The organism is Streptomyces sp. NBC_00285, from assembly GCF_036174265.1.
Lineage (GTDB): Bacteria > Actinomycetota > Actinomycetes > Streptomycetales > Streptomycetaceae > Streptomyces.
On sequence record NZ_CP108055.1, the window covers coordinates 1,561,422 to 1,584,747 of the forward strand.

The following is a 23,326-nucleotide window of genomic DNA, read 5'->3' on the forward strand; positions in this document are numbered from 1 at the left end:
GATCGACATGTGGGGCAGGATCCGTAAGTCCAGTGCCAGATTGGTCGATTCCATGCGGATCGAGGAGCACACCGGCCGGGAGACCCGCTCGCACAATCTGTTCGAGGCCGCCGCCGCGTATGTCTCGGCCTGCGCGGAGGACGACCAGGACCGGATCGAGGAGGCCTCGGCCTGGGTCTCCCCGGAAGCGCTGTCGTTCGGGGTCAACGAGCTCGCGTGCCGGGCCGTCATCGCCCTCGCGCGGGAACGCGACGAGTCTCCGCGTACGGTGGCACGGGCGCTCCTCGGGCTACCGACAGCCTGACCGGATGACAAGGCATGGTCGATTCGCCCCCGTCCAAGCGGAAAACTGCAGCTCCGGGTGCACTTGGGAATCGTGACAAGCGCCTCCCCCACCCACTAGGGTGCGCGCCGTTGGACGAACCTATCGGGAGGCTGGGATGGCCGGGACGGACGAGGACGCCGTCGCCGCCGCGGACGACGCGCTCTATGTGCTGACGGCGGTGCTGCTGACGCCGGCGAAGTTCCCGAGCGTGCTGGGCGACGACTATCCGGAGGCCTGCGCGGCGCTCGGTCTGGCACCGCTCGCCGACGGGTACGGCCTGGTGATCGGCCAGGACGGCGGTGGCGCCCGGTGGACGGTCGTCATCGACGACGTCTCACTGGTCGCCGTCGCCATCGCGTCCTGGGACTGCGGCATGGAGTACGACCTGTCGCCCGACGAGCACACCGTCGTGGCCGCGCTGCCCGGCTGGCCCCTGGCGGTCGCCGTCGCCGCGCCCGGCGTGCCGGCGCCGCACGACCCCGATCCGGAGACCGCCGACGGCCCCGCCCTGTCGCCGCCGGACACCTCCACGTGGGGCGCCGCCCAGCGACGCCTGGGGGCCGACGAGATCGCGCTCCAGTGGGCGATGTGGCGCGAGCAGATCGACGACGCGGCCTTCCCCAGACCGAACGGCGGGTCCGCCGGGGACGGCAACGGCCCTGACGGCGAGGTCACGGACCACGACGTCTCGGACAGCAAGGGCGCGGGCGAGGCCGAGACGGAGACGCCCAAGGGCCACAGCGGTATTCGGCGGGTGCTCGCGGAGGCCCGCGCCTATGTGGACACCTCGCCGCCCCTCGGCCGCGTCCGCTCGTCCTTCGCGTCGGGCGACGCCCGGACCCTGCGTGCCGACGGGCCCGGGTGGTCGCTGGTGGCCAGGACCGACGACATCGCGTTCGTGCTGCTCGACGACGAGCCCGGAGAGGTCCTGCCGGTGGGCCGGGGACCGGAGCTGCCGGGACTGCTGGAAGCGCTCGACAAGATGGCCGTTCGGCCCAGCTGAACCGCTGCGGCGCACCGGTCGGGCCTGTGTGCTGCCCGGCCGGTGCGCGGGTGGTCAGCGGCCGATTTCCTTGCGGGTGACGCGGCGCAGCCTGCGCCGCTGTGAGGGGTCCAGTGTGAGGTATGCGGCGGCCGGGACTCCCAGGACGATCAGTAGGGCGACCCACCAGGGCAGCCAGATCAACAGGAGAAGCCCGACTGCCACACCCCCCGCGGCGATCTTCGCGTTCTTCGACATGTGCGTCGCCTCCTTCGCGGCGGATGCCGCTCTCTGTCCAGAGAAACGGACCCGCGCTGTCTGTGGTTCCGAAGCGCGACCCTGAGACATCCCTGAGACCACGCCCTGAGACATCCCGGATGCGTGTCTCCCGGGACGTGCTTCGAAAGTAGCGCCGTCCGCCCGTAGGACGGGCCCGACGGCGGCCGGTACGTGCGATCCGCAAGGCGGAGGAGTGACCCGCTACCGCGTATACCGGGGTGAATCCGGCGGACATGCGTGCCAGGCACCGGCGGGCCGGCGGGACCTTCGAAGCGCTCCCTAGCGGTCGGCCCGCAGCGGTTCACCCACCTCGTGCATGTGGCTCAGCGCCTGTCGGTAGGAGTCGACGAGTCCGGTCTCCGCGTAGGGAATGCCCAGATCTCGACAGTGCGCGCGCACAAGCGGCTGCGCGAGCCGCAGATGGGGCCGGGGCATGCTGGGGAAGAGGTGGTGTTCGATCTGGTAGTTGAGGCCTCCGAGGAACCAGTCGGTGAGGGCACTGCCCCGGACGTTGCGGGAGGTGAGCACCTGGCGGCGCAGGTGGCCCCAGGACTCGCCGTTCGGGTCGGGCATCTCCATGCCCTTGTGGTTGGGCGCGAAGGCCATCCCGAGGTGCAGGCCGAACAGCGCCTGGTGGATCGCCGCGAAGACCAGCGCCCTGCCGGGGGACATGGTGGTCAGCAGCAGCGTGGCGTAGGCGGCGACATGGCTCACCAGGAGGGTGGCCTCCACGGCGCGCTCCCCCGGCTCCTGCCGGCGCAGGTCCCGGAAGCCCTGGATCTTCAGGGCGACGCCTTCGAGGAGGGTGAGCGGGAAGAAGAGCCAGGCCTGGTGGCGGGTGAGCCAGCGCCTGAAGCCCGTGCGTACCTTCGCCTGTTCGCCGGTGAAGACGAGGACGTCCGCGACGACGTCGGGGTCCTTGTCGATGTGGTTGGGATTGGCGTGGTGGCGACTGTGCTTGCGGTTCCACCAGGAGTAGCTCATCCCCAGCAGCAGGTTGCTGTGCACGAGACCGATGGCCCGGCCGCTCGCCCTGTCGCCGGTGATCTGGGCGTGGCCCGCGTCGTGACCGAGGAAGGCGGTGCGGGCGGAGAACACGGCGAGGAGCGGGGCCAGCAGCAGCGTCCACCAGGAGTCTCCGGACAGGACGACGGCCGTGACGAGGCCGGCGAGGGCGAGTGCGTTGACGGTGATGGCCCGGGCGTACCAGTCCTGGCGGCGCTCCAGGAGCCCCTGCGACTTCACCTCGCGGAGGAGGGGGGCGAACTCGCTTCCGCCGGGTGGGGAACCGGACGTACCGCGCGGTTGGGGTGCGACGGTCGCGGCACTCTGGGACATGTCCGGGCTCCGGCTCTCTCAGGAAACGTGCTGACCTGAGCAAACGTACGAACCGGTGACCTGTCGCGACCATGCGGCGACCCCCCGTGTACGTACGGGGGTCAGCACCGTGCCACGCAGGGGGTTGACAACACCCTTGCGAGAATGTGAACCACGTCACGCTTCTGCTACCTCGCAAGCCCGAGAGGTGCTGTATCCTCGACCACTCCGACGAACTAGTCAAGTTTGAGGAGAACCACGATCTCTGTCCAGGGATTCCCTGCGGTATCACCGTCCGAGATTTCCGAACTCGCCTCATGCTGTGCCGTGTTCGTACCCGGGGACCCCGCCAGAACCGGCCATGTGGCCTTCTGGCGGCCCGACGGCACTCCGCCTCCGGCCGTGGCCGCGGGGACGCTCGAGGACCTGCCGCTCGCGGTCCCCGGCGACGGCGGTGTGGAACTGCTGAGCCTGCCCGCGGTGCTGCTGCCGGTCCGCGCGTCCCTCCCGGTCCTCACACGCGCGCGTGCCTCCGCACACGGGGACCGGGCGACGGTGTTCTGGGGTTCGGCGGCCGTGCTGGCCCTGCAGTGCGTGGCGCGCGGGCTGTTGCTGCCCGGACTGTCCGGGACCGACCACGACGCGTGGCGCATGGGTCCGCTGGGCGCGGCGGACGTCGAGCGCCTTCGTCGGCTCGCCGCCGCGATGCCGCCCGAGGCGCATGCAGTACCGCTGAACGCCGACGAGCCACTCAGACTGCCCGAGCCGGAGGAACTGCTGCGCGCCTTCCTGGACGCGGTCGCCGACGCCCTGCCCCGCTCGCCCGCGGCACCTCTCGTGACGGGCGGGCCCGCGTACGCCGCTCAGGAACCGCAACACCTGCCCGAGCAGCGCGCGTGGGCGGCGGACGTCGCTGCGGGCCATGACGCGGGCGTGCGCGTGTCGTTGCGGATCGAGGCGCACAGCCCGGCCGCTGACGGGGCGCCCTCCTTCCGGGCCGTTCTTCAGGCGCACAGCGTCAGCGATCCGACCATCGTCGCGGACGCCGCCGACGTGTGGGCAGGATCAACCGTCCTCGGCTCCCGCGCGCGGAGGGACGTTCTCCTCGCCCTGCGCCGGGCGGCACGCGCCTGGCCGCCGCTCACCCCGCTGCTCTCGGCTTCGGTGCCGGATGCCGTGGAACTCGCCGACGAGGAGGTCACCGACCTGCTGGGCGAAGGTACCCGGGGTCTCGCCGACGTCGGGGTCGGGGTGCACTGGCCGAAGGAGTTGGTCAGAAAGCTCACCACGCGCGCGACCGTCGGTCCGCCCGACGACATGGCGAAGCTTTCCTCCGCCGCTCCGTCGTTCCTGTCCGCCGACGCACTGCTCGCATTCGACTGGTCCTACGCGCTCGGGGACCACCAGCTGACGCGCGAGGAACTCGACCGGCTCGCCGAAGCCGATCGACCTGTCGTGCGGCTGCGCGACCAGTGGGTGCTGGTCGACCCGCACGAGGTGCGCCGCGCCCATGCCCGGCAGGACCACAAGGTGACACCCGTCGACGCTCTGAGCGCCGCCCTGACAGGCTCCGCCGACGTCGACGGCCACAGGGTCGACGTGCAGCCCACTGGGTGGCTGGCTGCCCTGCGGGACCGCCTCGCGGACCCGGAATCCCAGGAGCCCGTCCCCCAACCCGCTGCCCTCGCCGCCACCTTGCGGGACTACCAGCGCCGGGGCCTGAGCTGGCTGGCCCGCATGACCTCCGCGGGACTCGGCTGCTGCCTGGCCGACGACATGGGACTCGGCAAGACGATCACGCTGATCGCGCTGCATCTGCACCGGCAGACCGACAGGGCCACCGCCGGGCCCACTCTCGTGGTCTGCCCGACATCCCTGATGGGCAACTGGCAGCGCGAGATCGAGCGATTCGCACCGGGTACGCCCGTGCGCCGCTTCCACGGTCCGCGGCGCGAGCTCGACGGCCTGGCCGACGGGGAGTTCGTGCTGACCACGTACGGCACCATGCGCCTGGACGCGTCCCGGCTGGCGGAGGTGGCCTGGGGCATGCTCGTGGCGGACGAGGCGCAGCACGTGAAGAACCCCTACTCGGCGACCGCGCGGGAGCTGCGCTCCATCGGGGCACACGCACGTGTGGCGCTCACCGGCACCCCGGTGGAGAACAACCTGTCGGAGTTGTGGGCGATCCTCGACTGGACGACGCCGGGTCTGCTGGGCCGGCTCGGCGCCTTCCGCACCCGGTACGCCCAGGCCGTCGAGAGCGGTCAGGACCCGGCCGCCGCGGAGCGTCTCGCCCGGCTGGTGCGCCCCTTCCTGCTGCGGCGACGCAAGGCGGATCCGGGAATCGCCCCGGAGCTGCCGCCGAAGACCGAGACCGACCGTGCTGTGTCCCTCACCCCGGAACAGGCGGGGCTCTACGAGGCGGTGGTGCGCGAGACCCTCGCGGAGATCTCCGGGGCGGACAGCATGGCGCGGCGCGGACTGATCGTGAAGCTGCTGACGGGTCTGAAGCAGATCTGCAACCACCCCGCGCAGTTCCTCAAGGAGGAGCAGCCGAGGATCGTCGGCCGCTCCGGGAAGCTGGAGCTGCTGGACGAGCTCCTCGACACGATCCTCGCCGAAGGGGCGAGCGTCCTGGTGTTCACGCAGTACGTGCGCATGGCCCGTCTCATCGAGCGTCATCTGGCGGCGCGCGGTCTGCCTTCGCAGTTCCTGCACGGCGGGATGCCGGTCTCCCGGCGCGAGGCGATGGTGCAACGGTTCCAGGACGGTGAAGTGCCCGTGTTCCTGCTGTCGTTGAAGGCGGCGGGCACCGGCCTGAACCTGACGCGGGCCGAGCATGTCGTGCACTACGACCGCTGGTGGAACCCGGCCGTCGAGGCGCAGGCCACCGACCGCGCGTACCGCATCGGCCAGACCCGCCCCGTGCAGGTGCACCGGCTGATCACCGAAGGGACCATCGAGGACCGCATCTCCGACATGCTGCGCCGCAAGCGGCAGTTGGCGGACGCGGTGCTCGGTGCCGGCGAGGCGGCGCTGACCGAGCTGACGGACGCGGAGCTGGCCGATCTGGTGGAACTGCGAGGGGATGCGCGATGACGGGACATGACGCCGGCGCGGAGCGCACGTTCGCGGCGCTGCCGCCCGCGCACGGGCGGGGTTTCGCCGAGACCTGGTGGGGCCGGGCCTGGCTGCGGGCGCTGGAGGACGCGGCGGTGGACTCGGCGCAGGTGAAGACGGGCCGCAGCCTCGCGCGCCGGGGTGCGGTGGGCGCAGTATCGGTACGCGCCGGACGCATCACTGCCGTCGTCCAGGACCGCGACCGGAGCGCGCACCGGGCCGATGTCCTGTTGGCCGAACTGTCGGCCGAACAATGGGACCGTTTCCTCGACATGGCCGCCGAACGGGCAGGGCACGTCGCCGCGCTGCTGGACCGGGAGATGCCGCCCCATCTGGTAGAGGACGCGGCCGCCGCGGACATCGAACTGCTGCCGGGGTTGGGCGATCTGGAACCGGAGTGCGACTGCGGTGCGTGGGACCACTGCGGCCACACGGCGGCCCTCTGCTATCAGGTGGCCCGCCTGCTGGACCAGGACCCGTTCGTGCTGCTGCTGATGCGCGGACGCGGCGAGCACGCGCTCCTGGACGCCCTGCAGGCCCGCAGCGTCACCTCCACAAAGGAGCCTGCGGCCGCCGCGGAGACGGAAGGCGTCGATGCCGCCGAGGCCTACGTGGCGGGCGGCATCCTGCCGCCGCTGCCCGCAGCCGCCGAGCTGCCCCAGGAGCCCGGTCTGCCGCCCTCGCTGGACACCGAGGCCCCGCCGGGACCGGGAGTGGACCCGGCCGCGGTCCGTCACCTGGCGGCCAGGACCGCCGTAGAGGCTCATCGGCTGCTCGCGGAGGCTCTCCGGCCGCTGCCCGAACACCCTGTCCACGTCACCGAGTTGACCGCCACTCAGGACGCGGTGCGGCTTGCCGTGGCCGCGCCCGACCAGGACGTCACACGACGGCTCGCCGACGGGTCGGGGCGCGGCCCGGAAACCCTGGCGGACGCCACACGTGCGTGGGGCCTCGGTGGTGCGGCGGCGCTGTCCGTGCTGGAGGAGCACTGGGCTCCCGACCGCGAGACACACGTACGCGCGTGTGCCGCTGTTGACTCGGCCTGGGACGAGGACGAGAGGCCACCGCTGCAGCCGGCCGGCAACCGGTGGACGGTCAGCGGGGGCCGCACCCAGATACGTCTGGGACGGGACGGTCGGTGGTGGCCGTACCGGAGGGAACAGGGACGCTGGCTGCCGGCGGGTCCGGCCGCCCTGGATCCGGCGACCGCTCTGGCCTCGGCTGAGCTTGCCTCAGCCGAACCTCAGCGGTAGTTCGGCCAGGCCACGCAGAAGGGTGCTGCTGCGCCAGGTCAGCGTGTCGGGATCGGTCGCGAAGGCGAGAGTGGGCCGGTGACGCAGCAGCAGGCGCAGGGCGACGGCCGTCTCCACGCGGGCCAGCGGGGCTCCCAGGCAGTGGTGCAGGCCGTGGCCGAATCCCAGGTGCCCACGCGCGGGGCGCCGTACGTCGAAGCGGTCGGGCTCGGGAAAGCGGAGCGGGTCGCGGGAGGCGGCGGCGAGCGAGACCAGCACGGAATCGCCCGCCTCGATCCGGGTGCCGCCGATGTCGAGCGGTCGGGCGGCGAAGCGGAACGCCGTGGCGTGCACAGGCGAGTTGTAGCGCAGGGACTCCTCCACGGCGGCCTCGGTGAGGGCCGGCTCGGTACGGAGCAGGGCGAGTTGGTCCGGGTGGGCGAGCAGCGCGTGGACGGTCGTGGAGATCAGGTCGACCGTCGTCTCGTGGCCCGCGACGAGGATCAGGAAGGCCATGCCGAGGAGTTCCTCGGAGGTGAGGTCGGCGGCTGTCGCGAGGTCGCCGAGCAGGCCCGTCGCCCGCTCTGCACGGCTTGGCGAGATCAGGTCGGCGAGGTACCCGGTCAGTGCGGCCGCGGCGGTGCTCGCGGCCTCGGGCGAGGTGGGTATGACGAGTTCGTCGGACCATGCGTGGAAGACCGCGCGATCGTCTGCGGGTATGCCCAGAAGGTCACAGATCACCGTGACCGGCAGCGGCAGCGCGTACCGGGTGACCAGGTCAGCCGTTCCCTGTTCCGGCAGCGCGTCGAGGAGTCGCAGCGCTACGGCTTCGATCCGCGGGCGCAGTGCGGCGATGCTCCCGGTCGTGAAGCGGGCCGCCACCGCTCGGCGCAGCCGGGTGTGCTGCGGGGGCTCGGTCTGGAGCATGTTGCGGCCGATGGCGTGTCCGCCGTCACCCTGCCAGGACGCGGAGTGGCGGATGTCGTTGCTCAGGCGCGGGTCGGTCAGCGCGGCCCTCGCCGCGTCGTGCGTGACGACGAGCCAGCTCTCGCCGCTTCCTGGGACGAGCACGCGGTGCACAGGGCCCTCGGCCCGCAGCGCGGCGTAGACGGGGTACGGGTTCGACGCCAGGTCGTGGCCGTCCGGAGCCAGTTCCTCCAGGGTGGGCGCGGGCATGGTGATTCCTTTCGATCGCGGTCCTCAGGCCTGTGTCGTCCCGGCCGGTCTGCGTCGTTCGTCGCGCCAGACCTCGTGCACCGACCCCGCGAGTGCCGTCGCCTGGGCATGGCCGGCCCGGGCGGCCGCGGGGCGGCGCGCGTCGGACGTCATGTCACGTCCCATGGCCCGGCGTGCGGCGTGGTCCGGGGTCACGAGGGTGACGTGGGCACCTTCGGCGGTGAGCGTCGCCGCCTGCTGTCCCGCACTGGAATGGGGACCCACTGCGGTGGGGATCGGGGCGATGGCCAGGACATGGCCGTGGCCGCACGCGAGGTGGATGTTGGCCGTGGAACGGCTGCCTCCGTCCATCCAGCGGCGCCCTGCCGCCGTGACGGGAGGCCAGACCACGGGGACCGCGCAGCTCGCGGCGATCGCTTCGAGAAACGAGATGCCGGAGTCGGCGCCGAAGGCCGTCAGTTGCCCTGAGAGAGCGTCGACTGCCGTGATCCGCAGCCCGCGGCCGGGCCAGTCCCGTACGCCACGCAGCAGGGGGCCGAGGGCGTCGTACACGTCGGACTCGGGGCCCGTGCGGGCTTTCAACGCGGCTCGTCCGAGACGTCGCACGGAACGCTCCGGGTCGCGGGCACCCAGCGCGGCCCACAGGAAGCGGAGCGTCTGGGCGGGAGTGACACGAAGGTCCACCCCGTCGGCGCCGGCCAGTTGGCGTTCGTACAGCTCACGCGCGGACTCACCGGCAAGGAGCCGCGAACCGAAGATCGCACCGGCCGAGGTCCCGATCACGACGTCCGCGCGGACCGGATCGACGCCCGCGTCGCACAGGCCCGCGAGGACTCCCGTCATCCAACCTCCGCCGACGGGCCCGCCCCCGCCCAGGACAAGCGCGGTACTGCCCATGTGCCACCCCTCCCAAATAAATGGGGACTACTCCCCACTTCTAGGCCGACGATAGCATCACTACCGGGGAGTGCTCCCCGGTAACGGAGGGGCGAACATGACGAACGACGCGACGGCACCGGCTCGACGGCGCGACGCGCGACGCAACCGGGAGCTGCTGGTCGAGGCCGCTCACGAGGTGTTCACAGAGCAGGGGCTCGAAGCAGCTCTGGACGTGATCGCGCGGCGGGCCGGAGTGGGCAACGCCACGCTCTACCGGCATTTCCCGAGCCGTGCCGCTCTGGTCGACGCGGTCTTCCGCGAACCGCTGGCGGGCACCATGGCCGCCGGCGAGGAGGCCAGGACCGCCATAGACCCCTGGGAGGGACTCACCGGCTACCTGAACGCCGTGTTCGCCGTCCTGGCCACCGATCGTGGCACGAACGACCTGATGACCACCCACCTCGAAGGCGTCGACTCGCTGGGGGCCGTGCACGCCCACAACCGGGCGACCCTGGACCTGCTGCTCGCCCGCGGCCGTGAGCAGGGCAGCGTCCGCGCGGACGTCACCACGGAGGACGTCCTGTTCGCACTGGCCGCGCTGGGGCGCGCCGTCCCCTCCCTGGCCACCACCGTCGCCCCGGAGGCCTGGCGCCGTCCGCTGGCCCTGCTCCTCGACGGTCTGCGCGCCTCACCGGTCACCAGCACCCTCCCCTCCCCCGCACTCACAGCGGGCGAACTCGGGGACGTCCTCCAAGGGCTTGGACCGCATCGGGCACCCCGGAGCTCCCCTGAGTGAACGCACATCCGGCACGGCACACGCGCGTCCGCGTCACCCGAGCAGGGAAGGGACCAGCGATTCCAGGTCGCTCGGGAACTCGCTGGGAATGTCGCTCGGGAACTGCGACGGGAGCTCGCTGGGCAACTCGCTCGGGAGCTGCGAGGGCAGACTGAACGACGGCTTCGGAGATTGGCTCGTACTGGTGGCGGGCGCCGGCTTCTTGTCCGGTGAGTCGCTGCTCCCCGACGACATGAGGATCACGGCGGCCACCGTGGCGGCGGCCACGATCACGATGAGCAGGGCGATCAGTGGGCTGCGGCGCCTTCTCGGGCCCCGCGGCGGCCCCCCAGGGTCGCCGACCGAACCCATCCTCTGGGTCGGCGGCAGACCGCCGTAGGGATTCGGACCCTTGCGCCCGAAGTCGTCGGGGGGTGGTCCGAAGCCACCGCCCGGAGGCGGCGTGTCACCCGGCGGTCCGGGCGGCTGGGGCGGTACCGGCGGCATGGCCATACCGTCCAGAGTCGCCTCGAACCGGTCATGGGGCGACCCCCGCGCGGCAGTTGATACGGACCCATGCCGTGGATCGCATGATTCCGGAACATTCCGCGCGGGGGTCGCGACAGGCCGACTCGCTCATGTGCCGTCGTCAACGGTCCGGGCCGGTCGGCACGCGCGTGTGCCGGCGACGGAGGCCACTCACGACCGACGGCACACGCGCGTGGTCTTCGTTCAGCCGCGCGCGCCCAGCAGGTGGTCCATGGCGAGCTGGTCGAGCTGCTCGAAGGCCATGCCGCGCGAGGCGGCCGCCTCCACGTCGAAGTCCTCGAAGGCGCTGCGGTCCGCGAGGAGCGACTTCAGACCGTCCGCCGCGGTCTGCTGCGCCAGCTCGTCCAGACGCGAGGCGCGCAGCGCCTCCTGGACCTGCGGGTCGGCGCGGAAGGCGGCCGCACGCTCCTTGAGAATGAGGTAGTTGCGCATGCAGCCCGCGGCCGACGCCCACACGCCGTCGAGGTCCTCGGTCCGCGGCGGCTTGAAGTCGAAGTGCTTCGGCCCGGCGTAACCGGCGGTCTCCAGGAGGTCGACGAGCCAGAAGGCCGCGCGCAGGTCACCGGCGCCGAAGCGCAGGTCCTGGTCGTACTTGATGCCGGACTGACCGTTGAGGTCGATGTGGAAGAGCTTGCCCGACCACAGGGCCTGGGCGATGCCGTGCGGGAAGTTCAGCCCGGCCATCTGCTCGTGGCCGACCTCGGGGTTCACGCCGTACATCTCGGGGCGCTCCAGGCGCTCGATGAACGCCAGGGCATGGCCGACGGTGGGCAGCAGGATGTCGCCGCGCGGCTCGTTCGGCTTGGGCTCGATCGCGAACTTCAGGTTGTAGCCCTGCTCGGTCACGTACTCGCCGAGGAGGTCGAACGCCTCCTTCATGCGGTCGAGGGCGACGCGCACGTCCTTGGCGCCGCCGGACTCGGCGCCCTCACGGCCGCCCCAGGCGACGTAGGTATCGGCGCCCAGCTCGGCCGCGAGATCGATGTTGCGGATCGTCTTGCGCAGCGCATAGCGGCGCACGTCACGGTCGTTGGCGGTGAACGCGCCGTCCTTGAAGACCGGGTGCGTGAAGAGGTTGGTGGTCGCCATCGGCACCTTCATGCCGGTCGCGTCCAGGGCCTCACGGAAGCGCTTGATGTGCCTTTCGCGCTCACTGTCCGAGGACCCGAAGGGGATCAGGTCGTCGTCGTGGAAGGTCACGCCGTGGGCGCCGAGCCCGGCCAGGTGCTGCACCGTCTCGACCGGGTCGAGGGCACGGCGGGTGGCGTCGCCGAACGGGTCCCTTCCCTGCCAGCCGACGGTCCACAGGCCGAAGGTGAACCTGTCCTCAGGGGTGGGCTGGTAGTTCATGACGCGGCTCCTCGCTGCTCCGGACTATTTCGTCATGGCGGTTTACAAATTAGTATGCGCACACGTCTCTGGGAAGAGACAAGGCGTCTCCGGTGGAGACCCGAGCCGTTTTCAAGATCATGAGCCGCGCAACAAGGGAGAGCCCGATGTCAGCAGCCGAGGGTCCGCTCGTCGTCGGCGTGGACACGTCCACCCAGTCCACGAAGGCGCTGGTGGTCGACGCGGCCACCGGCCAGGTCGTCGCGAGTGGCCAGGCACCGCACACCGTGTCCTCCGGGGCCGGCCGCGAGAGCGACCCGCGCCAGTGGTGGGACGCGCTCAACGAGGCCCTGCGCCAGTGCGGAGACGCGGCCCGCGAGGCCGCCGCGGTATCGATCGGCGGCCAGCAGCACGGCCTCGTCACCCTGGACGCCCAGGGCGAGCCGGTGCGCCCGGCGATGCTGTGGAACGACGTCCGCTCCGCGCCCCAGGCCCAGCGCCTGATCGACGAGCTGGGCGGCCCGAAGGCCTGGGCGGAGCGAACCGGAAGCGTGCCCGGCGCCTCCTTCACGGTCACGAAGTGGGCCTGGCTCGCCGAGCACGAGCCGGAAGCCCTGCGCGCCACGAAGGCCGTGCGCCTGCCCCACGACTACCTCACCGAGCGCCTCACCGGCCAGGGCACGACGGACCGCGGCGACGCCTCCGGCACCGGCTGGTGGGCCTCGTCGACGGAGTCGTACGACAGCGAGATCCTCGCGCACGTGGGGCTCGACCCGGCCCTGCTTCCCCGCGTGGTCCGGCCCGGCGAGGTCGCGGGCACCGTCCGCGACGGACATGACCTGCCGTTCTCCAAGGGCACCCTGGTGGCCCCCGGCACGGGTGACAACGCGGCGGCCGCGCTGGGCCTCGGGCTGCGCCCCGGGGCGCCGGTGATGAGCCTGGGCACGTCGGGCACGGTGTACGCCGTGTCGAAGCGGCGTCCCACCGACCCGACCGGGACCGTGGCGGGCTTCGCCGACGCCCACGGCGACTGGCTGCCGCTGGCCTGCACCCTGAACTGCACGCTCGCCGTGGACCGCGTGGCGGCCCTGCTGGGCCTGGACCGCGAGGCGGTGGAGCCGGTCTCCGGGGTGACCCTGCTGCCCTACCTGGACGGCGAACGCACCCCGAACCTACCGAACGCCTCGGGACTGCTGCACGGACTCCGCCACGACACCACCGGCGGCCAGCTCCTCCAGGCGGCCTACGACGGTGCCGTACAAGCCCTGCTCGGAGCACTGGACCTGGTGCTCGACGAGGACGCGGACCGCTCGACGCCACTGCTGCTGATCGGCGGCGGCGCCCAGGGCGCGGCCTGGCGGCAGACCGTACGACGGCTCTCGGGACGCCCCGTCCAGGTGCCCGAGGCCAAGGAACTGGTCGCGCTCGGCGCCGCCGCGCAGGCCGCCGGCCTGCTGACCGGCGAGGACCCCGGCGCGGTCGCCCGACGCTGGAACACGGCCGCCGGGCCGGTGCTGGAGGCCGTGGAGCGGGACGAGGAGACGCTGGCCAGGATCGCCGGGGTACTCTCCGACGCGGCGCCGCTGCTGGAACGGGGGACGCAGACCGGCTGACGACGGGGACACGGGCCGGCCCAGGACGGGGAACGCAGACCGGCTGACGACGGGGACACGGGCCGGCCCAAGACGGGGTCGTAGCCCGACCCAGGACGGGTTCGTAGCCCGACCCAGGACGGGAACGCGGAGCCACTGAGGATCGAGGGAGGCATGACCGCACCGCTGCACGACGCCCACCCGGCGGGTCCCGGCCGCGGCCTGCCCGACACCCAGCAGGGCATGCGCCGCCGCAACCTGGCCCGGGTGATGCACGCCGTCAGTGCCGAAGGACCGCTGTCGCGTGCCGCGGTCTCCTCGCACATCGGTCTGACCCGGGCCGCGGTGTCGACCCTCGTCGACGAGCTCATACGCTCCGGGCTCCTCGAAGAGCTGGGCCCCGAGCGTCCCGGGAGGGTCGGCAGACCGGGTTCGGCCCTCGCCGTCAGCGGGCGCGGTCCGGCCGGGATAGGTGCCGAGATCGGCGTGGACCACCTCGCGGCCTGCGCGGTCGACCTGCGCGGACAGATGCGCTCACGCGTGGTGCGGTACGGCGCCAATCGCGGCCGCTCCCCCGAGCCGGTGATCGCCGAACTCACCGCCCTGGTACGCCAAGTGGTGACGGAGGTCGAGGCCGAGGGCCTGTGGCCGGCGGGTCTCGCGGTGGCGGTGCCCGGTCTGGTGGCGCGCAACGCCAGGACCGTCGTGCGCGCTCCCAACCTCGACTGGCACGACACGGACCTGGGCACCCTGCTGCCCGAGGACTACCCGCTGACCGTGGGCAACGAGGCCAACTTCGGTGCGCTGGCCGAACTCTGGCTCGGAGAAAGCACCCCCCACGACTTCCTGCACGTCTCGGCCGAGATCGGCATCGGTGCGGCCCTCGTGGTGGACGGACAACTGCTGCGCGGGACGCGGGGTTTCGCCGGCGAGCTCGGCCATGTGCCGGTCCGGCCGGACGGCCCCCGGTGCCCGTGCGGCAGTCGGGGCTGTCTGGAGCAGTACGCCGGTGAGGAGGCGGTGCTGCGGGCGGCCGGCCTGGAGCCGGGCGAGGACCGCGTCGGTCTGCTCGCCCAGCACGCGGCGGACGGCGACGAGGAGGTGCGAGGCGCGCTGCGCGAGGCGGGCGAGGCGCTCGGTATCGCGCTGACCGGAGCGGTCAACCTGCTGGACCCCGAAGCCGTGGTGCTGGGCGGCGCGTTGTCCGGGCTCGCGCCCTGGCTGCTGCCGTCGCTGCAGGACGAACTGGCCCGGCGCACGGCCGGCCCGGCCTGCCCGGTGACCGTGTCCCGGCTGGGTTCGGAGGGGCCGTTGCTCGGGGCCGCGCACTCGGTCGTGCGGGCTGTACTGGACGATCCCGCGGTTGTGGGCGAACGGACCTGAGCCCCGGCCGCGTCACCCCGTCGGGTGAGCGAGTTGTCCACATCCCCAAGGTTGTCCACCGAAACACCAAGCACACTTCTGCCCCATCGGCAGGCGCCGTACCGTGATCCACACGAGGCACACAGCCGCCGTGAACAGCGGAGTCGGGGGTGCACAACATGTCAAGGAACAGGGCTGCTCGGCCGCGGCGCGACGTCATCGGGCTGCGCGAGATCCGGCTCCGCCGCATCACGGCCATGGCCGACACCGCCCGTGTCCCCACCGCCGACCCCCAGACCACCGGAGCCCGGATCACCCGTGTCCACCTCGCGCATGTCCGCCCCGACGAACCCACGCAGAACGGAGCCGTGCAGTGACGAGCGACGACCCCAGGATCCTGAAGGTACGGCCCCAACCCGGCGAGTACGCCTGGACGTTCGGCGGCGCGCCACCCGTGGCCCGGATCTCCCCCGGCACAGTTCTCGACCTGTACACGGAGGACTGTTTCGCGGGACGGGTGCGGTCCGAAAGGGACCTGGTGTCCGAGGTGTGCGAATTCCCCTTCCTGAACCCGCAGACCGGTCCCTTCCACATCGAGGGCGCGGAGCCGGGCGACACCGTCGCCGTGCACTTCGTCTCGATCGAACCGGCCCGGGACTGGGCCGCGTCGACCACGGTCCCCCTGTTCGGCGCGCTCACCTCGACGCACACCACCGCCACGCTCCAGCCCCCGCTGCCGGAGACAGTGTGGATCTGGCAGTTGGACCGGACCCGGCGCACGGCACTGTTCCGGGCCCGTGACAGTGACATCGAGATCGAGCTGCCCATGGACCCGATGCACGGCACCGTGGGGGTGGCTCCCGCCCATATGGAGGTGCGCTCGGCGCTGGTGCCCGACGCACACGGCGGGAACATGGACACACCCGAGATGCGGGCCGGCGTCACCTGCTACCTCGGTGTCAACGTGGAGGGCGCCCTGCTCAGCCTCGGCGACGGACACGCCCGGCAGGGCGAGGGCGAGACCTGCGGGGTCGCCGTCGAGTGCGCGATGAACACCGTGGTGATCGTCGAACTACTCAAGGGCATCTCCACGCCCTGGCCGCGCATCGAGTCGGACACTCACATCATCTCGACCGGTTCGGCTCGGCCACTGGAGGACGCGTTCCGGATATCGCAGCTCGACCTCGTGCGGTGGCTGGTGCGCGACTACGGGTTCAGTGAGCTGGACGCCTACCAGTTCGCGACCCAGGCCGTGGAGTCCCCGCTGGCCAACGTCTGCGACACCAACTACACGTGCGTGGCGAAAATCCGCAAGGAATGGCTGCCCGCGGGCGAGACTCACCGCGGGGTGCACGCCCGGCTCCGTCACACCGCGGCGGCCCTGCTGGGCTGAACACCGCCGACAGGAAAGGCTCCTGATCCTTGGAACGCTCGCGACCGCTCCTCGACAGACGGCGACTGCTGAAGGGGGCCGCTCTGGCCGCCGTACCGTACACGCTGCTTCCCGAGGTGCGCGTCTGGGCGGCTCCCCAGCCCGTCCACCAGCCGTCCGCCGAGTGGCAGCCGGCCACCCCGTCCAACTACACGGCGTCGGACCGTCCCTCCTCCTACCGCGTGGACCGGGTGATCATCCATGTCACGCAGACCGACTACACCGGCGCCCTTGCCATCTTCCGGGACCCGGCGAAGAAGGTGTCCGCGCACTACGTCGTGCGATCGGCCGACGGTCACATCGCGCAGTGCGTCCGGGAGGCCGACATCGCCTGGCACGCCGGGAACTGGGGGTACAACACCCGCAGCATCGGCATCGAGCACGAGGGCTGGGTGGACAAGCCCGCCTACTTCACGGAGGCCCTGTACGGGCAGTCCGCGAAGCTCACCGCGGAGATCTGCCGGAGATACGGCATCCCCCGGGACCGTGGGCACATCATCGGGCACGCCGAGGTGCCGGGCACGGACCACACCGACCCGGGACCGTACTGGAACTGGGCGCGCTACATGAGGATGGTCGAACTGGCCTGACCCGCGCGAGAGAAACATCGCCTCAGGTGACGCCGGTCGAAGTGGTTGTCTGCGCGCGCACCCGGAGTGACGATGTCCCCAGCCACATCGCCTTCCGGGGAGACCGAGTTGACCGATCCATGGGTGGCCCTGGAGCCGGGGACCGACCCCGCCGAGCAGGTCCGGCTGCTGCGACGCGCTCACGAGAGGTTCACCGAGGCGGGCACGGTGCAACGCCCGGTGCGCCCCGTGGTGGCCGACTCGTGGCGGCGATCCGCGCGGGCCGGTGTCGGGCCCGACGGAACGGCGAGCGTCGACCTCAGCGACGGTGACCTCGATGTGTACCGGGCCGAGCATCCGCTGGCACGGGTCATGCCCCTGGTCCGTGAGCTGATGGGGACCTTCGCCGCCGACGGGGAGCATCTGCTCGCGGTGTGCGACGAGCACGGCAGGCTGCTCTGGGTCGAGGGCCACGCTACGACCCGCCGACAGGCGGAGTGGATGAACTTCGTGCCGGGTGCGCAGTGGGCGGAAACAGCCGTCGGGACGAACGCGCCGGGCACCGCGGTCGCGGTGGACCGGCCGGTGCAGGTGTTCGCGGCGGAGCACTTCATCCGCCGGGTTCAACCGTGGACCTGCGCGGCGGCACCGGTGCACGATCCGCGGACCGGGCGGGTGTTGGGGGCCGTGGACATCACCGGCGGGGATGGACTGGCGCATCCGCACAGTCTGGGCTTCGTCCAGGCGGTCGCGCGGGCCGCCGAGTCCCAGCTGACGCTGCTCCTCCCGCAGCGGCCCGCCGGCGACATCCCCGAACTGAGCGCGCTCGGCCGGGATGAGGCAGTGCTGGTCGGCGACGGCGGCGGGACCAGGCTCAGCCGTCGGCACAGCGAGATCCTTGTGCTGCTGTCCCGCCACCCGGAGGGACTGACCGGGGACGAGCTCCTGTGCGCGCTGTACGAGGACGAGTCGGTGCCGTCGGTGACGCTGCGGGCCGAACTGGCGCGGCTGCGCAGGGTCCTCGGGCCGGGACTGCTGGCCTCGCGGCCGTACCGGCTGACCGTGCCGGTCGAGTCGGACGTGGCCCTCGTCGAGCGTCGGCTGGAGAGCGGGGCGGTCACGGGGGCGGCACGGGGATACGCCGGTCCACTGCTGCCGGCGTCGCAGGCTCCGGCCGTGGTACGGCTCCGGCGCCGGGTCGCCGACGGGCTGCGCACCGCGTTGATCGCCCGCCGCGATCCCGACCTGCTCTCCGACTGGGCGCACGCTCCGTGGGGCGAGGACGACCTCGACGTGTGGCGGGCGCTCGCGGCCGTACGGCCCACGGTGAGCGTACGAGCCCGTCTTGCCGCGCTGGAATCGGAGCTGGCCGCCCCGGCGGCAACGTGGTTGCAACGTCCGCGCTCCTAGCCTCGCGCCCAGAGCTGCCCAACGGCGGGCAGCGCTGCTGAAGGAGGCAGGCCAGCATGACCCGTTACGCGGCACCCGGCACCGAGGGCGCGATCGTCTCCTACCAGGCGCGCTACGACCACTTCATCGGCGGCGAGTACGTGGCGCCGGCGCTCGGGCAGTACTTCGAGAACCCGTCCCCGGTCAACGGGCAGCCGTTCACCGAGGTCGCGCGGGGCACCGCACAGGACGTGGAGCGGGCGCTGGACGCCGCGCACGCCGCCGCCCCGGGCTGGGGCCGGACCTCGGTGACCGAACGGTCCGGCATCCTGCTGAAGATCGCCGACCGGATGGAGGCGAACCTGGAGAAGCTCGCCGTCGCGGAGAGCTGGGAGAACGGCAAGCCGGTGCGGGAGACCCTCGCCGCCGACATCCCACTGGCCATCGACCACTTCAGGTACTTCGCGGGGGCGATCCGCGCGCAGGAGGGTTCGCTGGGCGAGGTCGACGACGACACGGTGGCGTACCACTTCCACGAGCCGCTCGGTGTCGTAGCGCAGATCATCCCGTGGAACTTCCCGATCCTGATGGCGGTGTGGAAGCTCGCCCCGGCCCTCGCCGCGGGCAACGCGGTCGTCATCAAGCCCGCCGAGCAGACCCCGGCCTCCCTCCACTACTGGATGAGCCTGATCGCGGACCTGCTGCCGCCCGGCGTGGTGAACATCGTCAACGGCTTCGGCGTCGAGGCCGGCAAGCCGCTCGCGTCCAGCCCGCGGGTGGCCAAGGTGGCGTTCACCGGCGAGACCACGACGGGGCGGCTGATCATGCAGTACGCCTCCGAGAACATCAAGCCGGTCACCCTCGAACTCGGCGGCAAGTCACCGAACATCTTCTTCGACGACGTGTGGGCGCAGGACGACGACTTCCGGGACAAGGCTCTCGAAGGGTTCACGATGTTCGCCCTCAACCAGGGCGAGGTCTGCACCTGTCCGTCCCGGGCGCTCATCCAGCGCGGCAACTACTCCGAGTTCCTCCAGGCGGCCGTCGCCCGCACCGAGCTCATCAAGCCGGGCCACCCGCTCGACACCGACACGATGATCGGCGCCCAGGCCTCCAACGACCAGCTGGAGAAGATCCTCTCCTACCTCGACGTCGGCCGGCAGGAGGGCGCGCGCATCCTCACCGGCGGCGAACGCATCGAGTACGACGGGGAGTTGAAGGGCGGCTACTACGTCCAGCCGACGATCTTCGAGGGCGACAACCGTATGCGGATCTTCCAGGAGGAGATCTTCGGCCCCGTCGTCTCGGTGACCTCCTTCGACGACTTCGACGACGCCCTGAAGATCGCCAACGACACGCTGTACGGGCTCGGCGCGGGTGTGTGGACCCGGGACATCAACACGGCGTACCGGGCCGGCCGGGGGATCCAGGCCGGCCGCGTCTGGACCAACTGCTACCACGCGTACCCGGCGCATGCCGCGTTCGGCGGGTACAAGCAGTCGGGGATCGGGCGGGAGAACCACAAGATGATGCTGGAGCACTACCAGCAGACGAAGAACCTTTTGGTTTCATACAGCCCGAAGAAACTTGGGTTCTTCTAGAGTCTCAAGTCGGTTGCCTGGAGGCACCGATGCGCTCCCGGCAACCCGACACGATAGTGTCGGCGGCGGTTGAATCCATTCACCCGTCGCCGACCTCTGCCTGGTGCAGGTATCGGCTCAGTCGCAGCCGGGGCGGCAGCCGCAGGCGTCTGTCTCCCCGCCGGCGGCCGGAACCACCACGGTGGGTCGGTGTCCGGACCCGCTCAGGAGTTCCGGTTCCACCTCTTCCGCGATGCTCTCCACTCACCTCCAGGCGTCGACCGAGAAGCTGCCGCCCGCGGGCCGGACAACCGTGGCGGTCAGTTCCCTCACCCGGTCGGCAGGTACCGGAACGCCCGGGGCTTGGAAGATCCATTCCATCGTCTTGTCCAAGCCCACGTCCTTGGGTACTTCCCCGAAGTAGGGCTTGCAGTAGACGGGCGTGCCTGGTTCGCTGCGCCAGCTGTCGGCGAGCGTGCCGATGTCCACCGCGTCGTAGCCGAGGATGTCGAGCAACTCCACGACCTCCGTCTTGGCGGCGGCATCGTCACCGGCGATCGGCATGGCACTGCGGTCCGGCGCACCCGAGGGACGTGCCAGGCTGGACAGCTGGCTGGAGACGATATTGTTGGCCGCCTTGACCACACGGGAGTCGGCCAGGTGGCGCTGCACCAGCTCGCTGCTCGTCAGCTCGTTCGCGTCCAGCTCGGCGATGCGGCCGTCGCGCTCCGGGTAATAGTTCAGCGTGTCGATCACGATCTTGCCCGCCAGCGGCTGTGCCGGGATCTTCTCGTAGGCGCCCAGCGGGATGGACACCACCACCAGGTCCCCGGCCTCGGCGGCCTCGGCGGGAGTGGCCGCCCGGGCGCGGGGGCCGAGTTCGGCAACGAGACCGGCGAGGGACTCGGGACCGCGGGAGTTGCTCAGGACGACGTCCAGGCCTGCGGCGACAGCAAGGCGGGCCAAGATGCCGCCGATGGTGCCACTGCCGATGAAGCCGAGTGTCTTGTTCATGGTGCTCTGTTCTCCAATGGGATGAGGAAATGCCGGACCGGCCACAGCCACGAACCGTAACCGGACCGGCTGGTCACTTTAACTACCGTACCACCTAACCGGACCGCCCGGTCATGTTGAGTAGAGTGGACCCATGAGCACTGAAGAAGAAGCCGTTGCAGCGCCGCCCGCGCGACGGATGAGAGCCGACGCGGTGCGGACGCGCAAGGCGCTGTTGAAGGCTGCCGCGGAGGTGTTCGCCGAGCACGGCGCGGAAGGGTCCACTGCGCAGATCGCGGCACGGGCGGGGATCGGAAAGGGAACCGTCTTCCGGCATTTCCCCACCAAGGAGGACCTGTTCGCCGCGATCATCGGCGAGGCAATCGACGGGCTGGTGGCAGTGGGCCGCCAGCAGGCCGAGCAGGCCGACGCGGACGCCGCCCTGCTGCAGTTCATGAGCGCGGGCGTCGATCTCTACGCAAACAACCGGGCGCTCGCGGAGGCACTTCGTATGGTGTCGGATGTTCGGCACCCGGAGATACAGGCCGGACAGGCGCAGTTGATCGCAACAGCCGGGTCACTGGCGCGGCGGGCGCAACGCGACGGCTCACTCCGTGCGGATCTGAACGGGCAGGACGTGATGCTGCTGATCTGCGGCGTGTACTACACCGCCGCACCCTTGCTGGCTGCCGATCCGTCGGCCTGGCGGCGCTACCTGCGGCTCACCTTCGACGGCATGTGCGCCACCGGCACCGGGCCTCTACCCCCGGCACTCTTTCACGACTCCTTGCTGCCGACGATCCGGTAGGGCCGACCGGCATGCGCCAGAAGTTCACCGACGCGCGGGCTGCCGCGGCTCCTACAGGCCTCCGCTCTGCGGTCTTCGGTCGGCACCCCGCCGACCGACGCTCCAGCTCGGGCCTCGTCGGCTCCTCGGCGAACGTTCCGTACGACGAGGAGCCCACCGTCCGGAGCCGGGGAGGATTGTCGGTCCATGGATATGTGATCCTCTCCCGCCCCCGTCGATACACCCCCATAGTCGAGACTGCCGGGCGCGCCCGGCCCCTGCGGCGAAGGAGAGTATCGCCGAGGTCAACGGCGTCTACGACCAGGTGCTGGCCCTGCTGAGCGGCGCCACGACCTGATCCAGCCACACAATGGAGAGCCGAACGTGAAACCCACGAATGAAGACACCGTCGAAATAAGCAGGGCCCTGGCGCTGTGGGCGCACATCATGGACGACCACAAACTGGACCGTCTCGGCGAATGCCTCACCGAAGACGCGGTGTGGGACGGCAGCGTCTTCGGCGGCGACCCGATCGTCGGGCTGGACGCGATCGCGGCCTTCATGAACGCCCCCGGACACGCGAAAGCCCACCACACGACGAACATCGTCGTGTCGGAAGGCCCGGGCGACGAGGTGCGGGCCCGATCCAAAGGTCTGAGCCTGCTGGAGGGCGGCACTGTCGCCAGCGTCGTCTACGCCGACGACCTGCGGCGCACCGATGACGGCTGGCGCATTTCCCGGCGGGTCATCCATCTCACGTGGCCACAGCGCTTCTAGGGGTGCTTTCCAAAAGCCGGGTGCTTGCGGGCGAGTGTCATGCAGTGGGCGAGTTGCAGTAAGGCGTCGTGCATGTCGTCGTGTACTTCCCACCGGATCCACAGGCGGCGAGGGCCATGGAGCCAGGCGATGGCGGACTCGGCGTCCCAGCGGACCTTGCCCAGGCCCGACCCGTGCGGCTGGCTCCGTTGAACGATCTTCGGTGTGATGCCGCGCTCGCGCAGTCGGCGGCGATAGAGGTCGTAGTCGTAGCCGCGGTCGGCATACAGCATCCTGGGTTTGCGCCGGGGGCGGCCCCGCTTGCCCCGCACCGGCCCAAGGCTGTCGATCAGCGGCCGAAGCCGGGTGACATCGTGGCGGTGACTGCCGGTCAGCGACACCCGCAGCGGGGTGCCGCGGGCATCGGTCAGCACGTGATGCTTCGAACCCGGCCTCCCGCGGTCAACCGGGCTCGGACCGACTTTCGGGCTGCGTCGTCCCCGTCTGGCCTGCACGTGCGAGGCGTCGATGGTGGCGCGGGAGAAGTCGAGACGGTCCGGCGCCCGCACCCCGTCCGGCAGCACCCGCCGGAGTTCCTCCCACACCCCGGCCTCCTGCCACTCGGCCGGCCGCCGCCAGCAGGTAGGACCGGAACCGAACCCCAACTCCGGCGGCAGGAACTCCCACTGGACACCTGGGTAGAGGACGAACAGCACACCTTGGAGCGTCTAGCGGTCATCGATCCGCTTGGGCCCCGGGTAGCGGAACTGCCGCTCATGCTTCGGCAACAGCGGCTCGCTCACCGCCCACAACCCGTCACTGACCTCCCATGGCTTCCGCCGCGCCATGGTCACACCCCACAGAAAACATGGGATTACGCACATCTCCGCCGTGCCACAACAC

At 71.1% G+C, this 23,326-nt stretch carries 21 protein-coding genes and 1 pseudogene; 14 read left to right on the forward strand and 8 right to left on the reverse strand.

The window, feature by feature from the left end; all coding sequences use genetic code 11:
- Positions 1-7 precede the first annotated feature (7 nt).
- Together OHT57_RS07150 and OHT57_RS07155 are read left to right on the forward strand one after the other, a co-directional pair.
- Positions 8-304 (forward strand): hypothetical protein, encoded by a 297-nt coding sequence (locus OHT57_RS07150; RefSeq protein WP_328745197.1) that lies wholly within the window; start codon positions 8-10, stop codon positions 302-304.
- A 136-nt stretch (positions 305-440) separates the two neighbouring features.
- Entirely contained in the window at positions 441-1,328 is an 888-nt protein-coding gene (locus OHT57_RS07155) for a hypothetical protein (protein ID WP_328745198.1), read from the forward strand.
- 54 nt (positions 1,329-1,382) lie between these two features.
- On the opposite strand, the gene OHT57_RS07160 is transcribed toward OHT57_RS07155, so the two are convergent.
- Positions 1,383-1,565 (reverse strand): hypothetical protein, encoded by a 183-nt coding sequence (locus OHT57_RS07160; RefSeq protein ID WP_328745199.1) that lies wholly within the window; start codon positions 1,563-1,565, stop codon positions 1,383-1,385.
- Between the two features lie 300 nt (positions 1,566-1,865).
- The gene (locus tag OHT57_RS07165) at positions 1,866-2,924 is read right to left on the reverse strand and encodes a fatty acid desaturase family protein (RefSeq protein WP_328745200.1); all 1,059 of its coding nucleotides are present in this window, start codon (positions 2,922-2,924) and stop codon (positions 1,866-1,868) included.
- Positions 2,925-3,230: 306 nt separating this feature from the next.
- Here OHT57_RS07165 and OHT57_RS07170 point away from each other — a divergent pair, with 306 nt between their 5' ends.
- Both OHT57_RS07170 and OHT57_RS07175 read left to right on the forward strand, forming a co-directional pair.
- On the forward strand, positions 3,231-6,002 hold the full coding sequence (locus tag OHT57_RS07170) for a DEAD/DEAH box helicase (RefSeq protein WP_328745201.1): 2,772 nt from the start codon (positions 3,231-3,233) through the stop codon (positions 6,000-6,002).
- Complete coding sequence (locus tag OHT57_RS07175; protein ID WP_328745202.1) at positions 5,999-7,276, forward strand: SWIM zinc finger family protein; 1,278 nt, start codon at positions 5,999-6,001, stop codon at positions 7,274-7,276. The genes OHT57_RS07170 and OHT57_RS07175 overlap by 4 nt, the downstream gene beginning before the upstream one ends.
- Here the strand turns inward: OHT57_RS07175 and OHT57_RS07180 are convergent.
- Together OHT57_RS07180 and OHT57_RS07185 are read right to left on the reverse strand one after the other, a co-directional pair.
- Positions 7,256-8,431, reverse strand: a complete 1,176-nt coding sequence (locus tag OHT57_RS07180) for a cytochrome P450 family protein (RefSeq protein WP_328745203.1) — start codon at positions 8,429-8,431, stop codon at positions 7,256-7,258. The genes OHT57_RS07175 and OHT57_RS07180 overlap by 21 nt on opposite strands.
- Before the next feature lie 24 nt (positions 8,432-8,455).
- Entirely contained in the window at positions 8,456-9,328 is an 873-nt protein-coding gene (locus OHT57_RS07185; protein ID WP_328745204.1) for a patatin-like phospholipase family protein, read from the reverse strand.
- A gap of 97 nt (positions 9,329-9,425) precedes the next feature.
- Between OHT57_RS07185 and OHT57_RS07190 the strand changes: the two genes are divergently transcribed.
- Positions 9,426-10,106 (forward strand): TetR/AcrR family transcriptional regulator, encoded by a 681-nt coding sequence (locus OHT57_RS07190; RefSeq protein ID WP_328745205.1) that lies wholly within the window; start codon positions 9,426-9,428, stop codon positions 10,104-10,106.
- Between the two features lie 33 nt (positions 10,107-10,139).
- Here OHT57_RS07190 and OHT57_RS07195 read toward each other — a convergent pair whose 3' ends face one another.
- Both OHT57_RS07195 and xylA read right to left on the reverse strand, forming a co-directional pair.
- Positions 10,140-10,598 carry a hypothetical protein gene (locus tag OHT57_RS07195; RefSeq protein WP_328745206.1) on the reverse strand — a complete coding sequence of 153 codons (459 nt, stop codon included), beginning with the start codon at positions 10,596-10,598 and terminating at the stop codon, positions 10,140-10,142.
- A 219-nt stretch (positions 10,599-10,817) separates the two neighbouring features.
- Positions 10,818-11,984, reverse strand: coding sequence for a xylose isomerase (xylA, locus tag OHT57_RS07200; protein WP_328745207.1), 1,167 nt, complete (start codon positions 11,982-11,984; stop codon positions 10,818-10,820).
- 146 nt (positions 11,985-12,130) lie between these two features.
- On the opposite strand from xylA, the gene xylB reads away from it, so the two are divergent.
- The 7 genes from xylB to exaC all read left to right on the forward strand — a co-directional run bounded on the left by xylB (position 12,131) and on the right by exaC (position 19,908).
- Positions 12,131-13,576 carry a xylulokinase gene (gene xylB, locus OHT57_RS07205; RefSeq protein ID WP_328745208.1) on the forward strand — a complete coding sequence of 482 codons (1,446 nt, stop codon included), beginning with the start codon at positions 12,131-12,133 and terminating at the stop codon, positions 13,574-13,576.
- 153 nt (positions 13,577-13,729) lie between these two features.
- The gene (locus OHT57_RS07210; protein ID WP_328745209.1) at positions 13,730-14,938 is read left to right on the forward strand and encodes an ROK family transcriptional regulator; all 1,209 of its coding nucleotides are present in this window, start codon (positions 13,730-13,732) and stop codon (positions 14,936-14,938) included.
- Between the two features lie 158 nt (positions 14,939-15,096).
- On the forward strand, positions 15,097-15,294 hold the full coding sequence (locus tag OHT57_RS07215) for a hypothetical protein (RefSeq protein ID WP_328745210.1): 198 nt from the start codon (positions 15,097-15,099) through the stop codon (positions 15,292-15,294).
- Positions 15,291-16,310 (forward strand): acetamidase/formamidase family protein, encoded by a 1,020-nt coding sequence (locus OHT57_RS07220; protein ID WP_328745211.1) that lies wholly within the window; start codon positions 15,291-15,293, stop codon positions 16,308-16,310. The genes OHT57_RS07215 and OHT57_RS07220 overlap by 4 nt, the downstream gene beginning before the upstream one ends.
- A 29-nt stretch (positions 16,311-16,339) precedes the next feature.
- A complete protein-coding gene (locus tag OHT57_RS07225; RefSeq protein ID WP_328745212.1) occupies positions 16,340-16,939 on the forward strand; it encodes an N-acetylmuramoyl-L-alanine amidase in 600 nt (199 codons plus the stop codon).
- A gap of 72 nt (positions 16,940-17,011) precedes the next feature.
- The gene (locus tag OHT57_RS07230) at positions 17,012-18,328 is read left to right on the forward strand and encodes a GAF domain-containing protein (protein WP_328745213.1); all 1,317 of its coding nucleotides are present in this window, start codon (positions 17,012-17,014) and stop codon (positions 18,326-18,328) included.
- 56 nt (positions 18,329-18,384) lie between these two features.
- Positions 18,385-19,908, forward strand: a complete 1,524-nt coding sequence (gene exaC / locus OHT57_RS07235) for an acetaldehyde dehydrogenase ExaC (protein WP_328745214.1) — start codon at positions 18,385-18,387, stop codon at positions 19,906-19,908.
- Positions 19,909-20,151: 243 nt separating this feature from the next.
- Here exaC and OHT57_RS07240 read toward each other — a convergent pair whose 3' ends face one another.
- Positions 20,152-20,901: an NADPH-dependent F420 reductase gene (locus OHT57_RS07240; protein WP_328745215.1), complete on the reverse strand. Its 750-nt coding sequence runs from the start codon at positions 20,899-20,901 to the stop codon at positions 20,152-20,154.
- Between the two features lie 133 nt (positions 20,902-21,034).
- Between OHT57_RS07240 and OHT57_RS07245 the strand changes: the two genes are divergently transcribed.
- Both OHT57_RS07245 and OHT57_RS07250 read left to right on the forward strand, forming a co-directional pair.
- Complete coding sequence (locus tag OHT57_RS07245; RefSeq protein WP_328745216.1) at positions 21,035-21,688, forward strand: TetR/AcrR family transcriptional regulator; 654 nt, start codon at positions 21,035-21,037, stop codon at positions 21,686-21,688.
- A 363-nt stretch (positions 21,689-22,051) separates the two neighbouring features.
- A complete protein-coding gene (locus tag OHT57_RS07250; RefSeq protein WP_328745217.1) occupies positions 22,052-22,444 on the forward strand; it encodes a nuclear transport factor 2 family protein in 393 nt (130 codons plus the stop codon).
- On the opposite strand, the pseudogene OHT57_RS07255 reads toward OHT57_RS07250, so the two are convergent.
- A pseudogene (locus OHT57_RS07255) lies at positions 22,441-23,271 on the reverse strand (IS5 family transposase). The gene OHT57_RS07250 and the pseudogene OHT57_RS07255 overlap by 4 nt on opposite strands.
- Positions 23,272-23,326 lie beyond the last annotated feature (55 nt).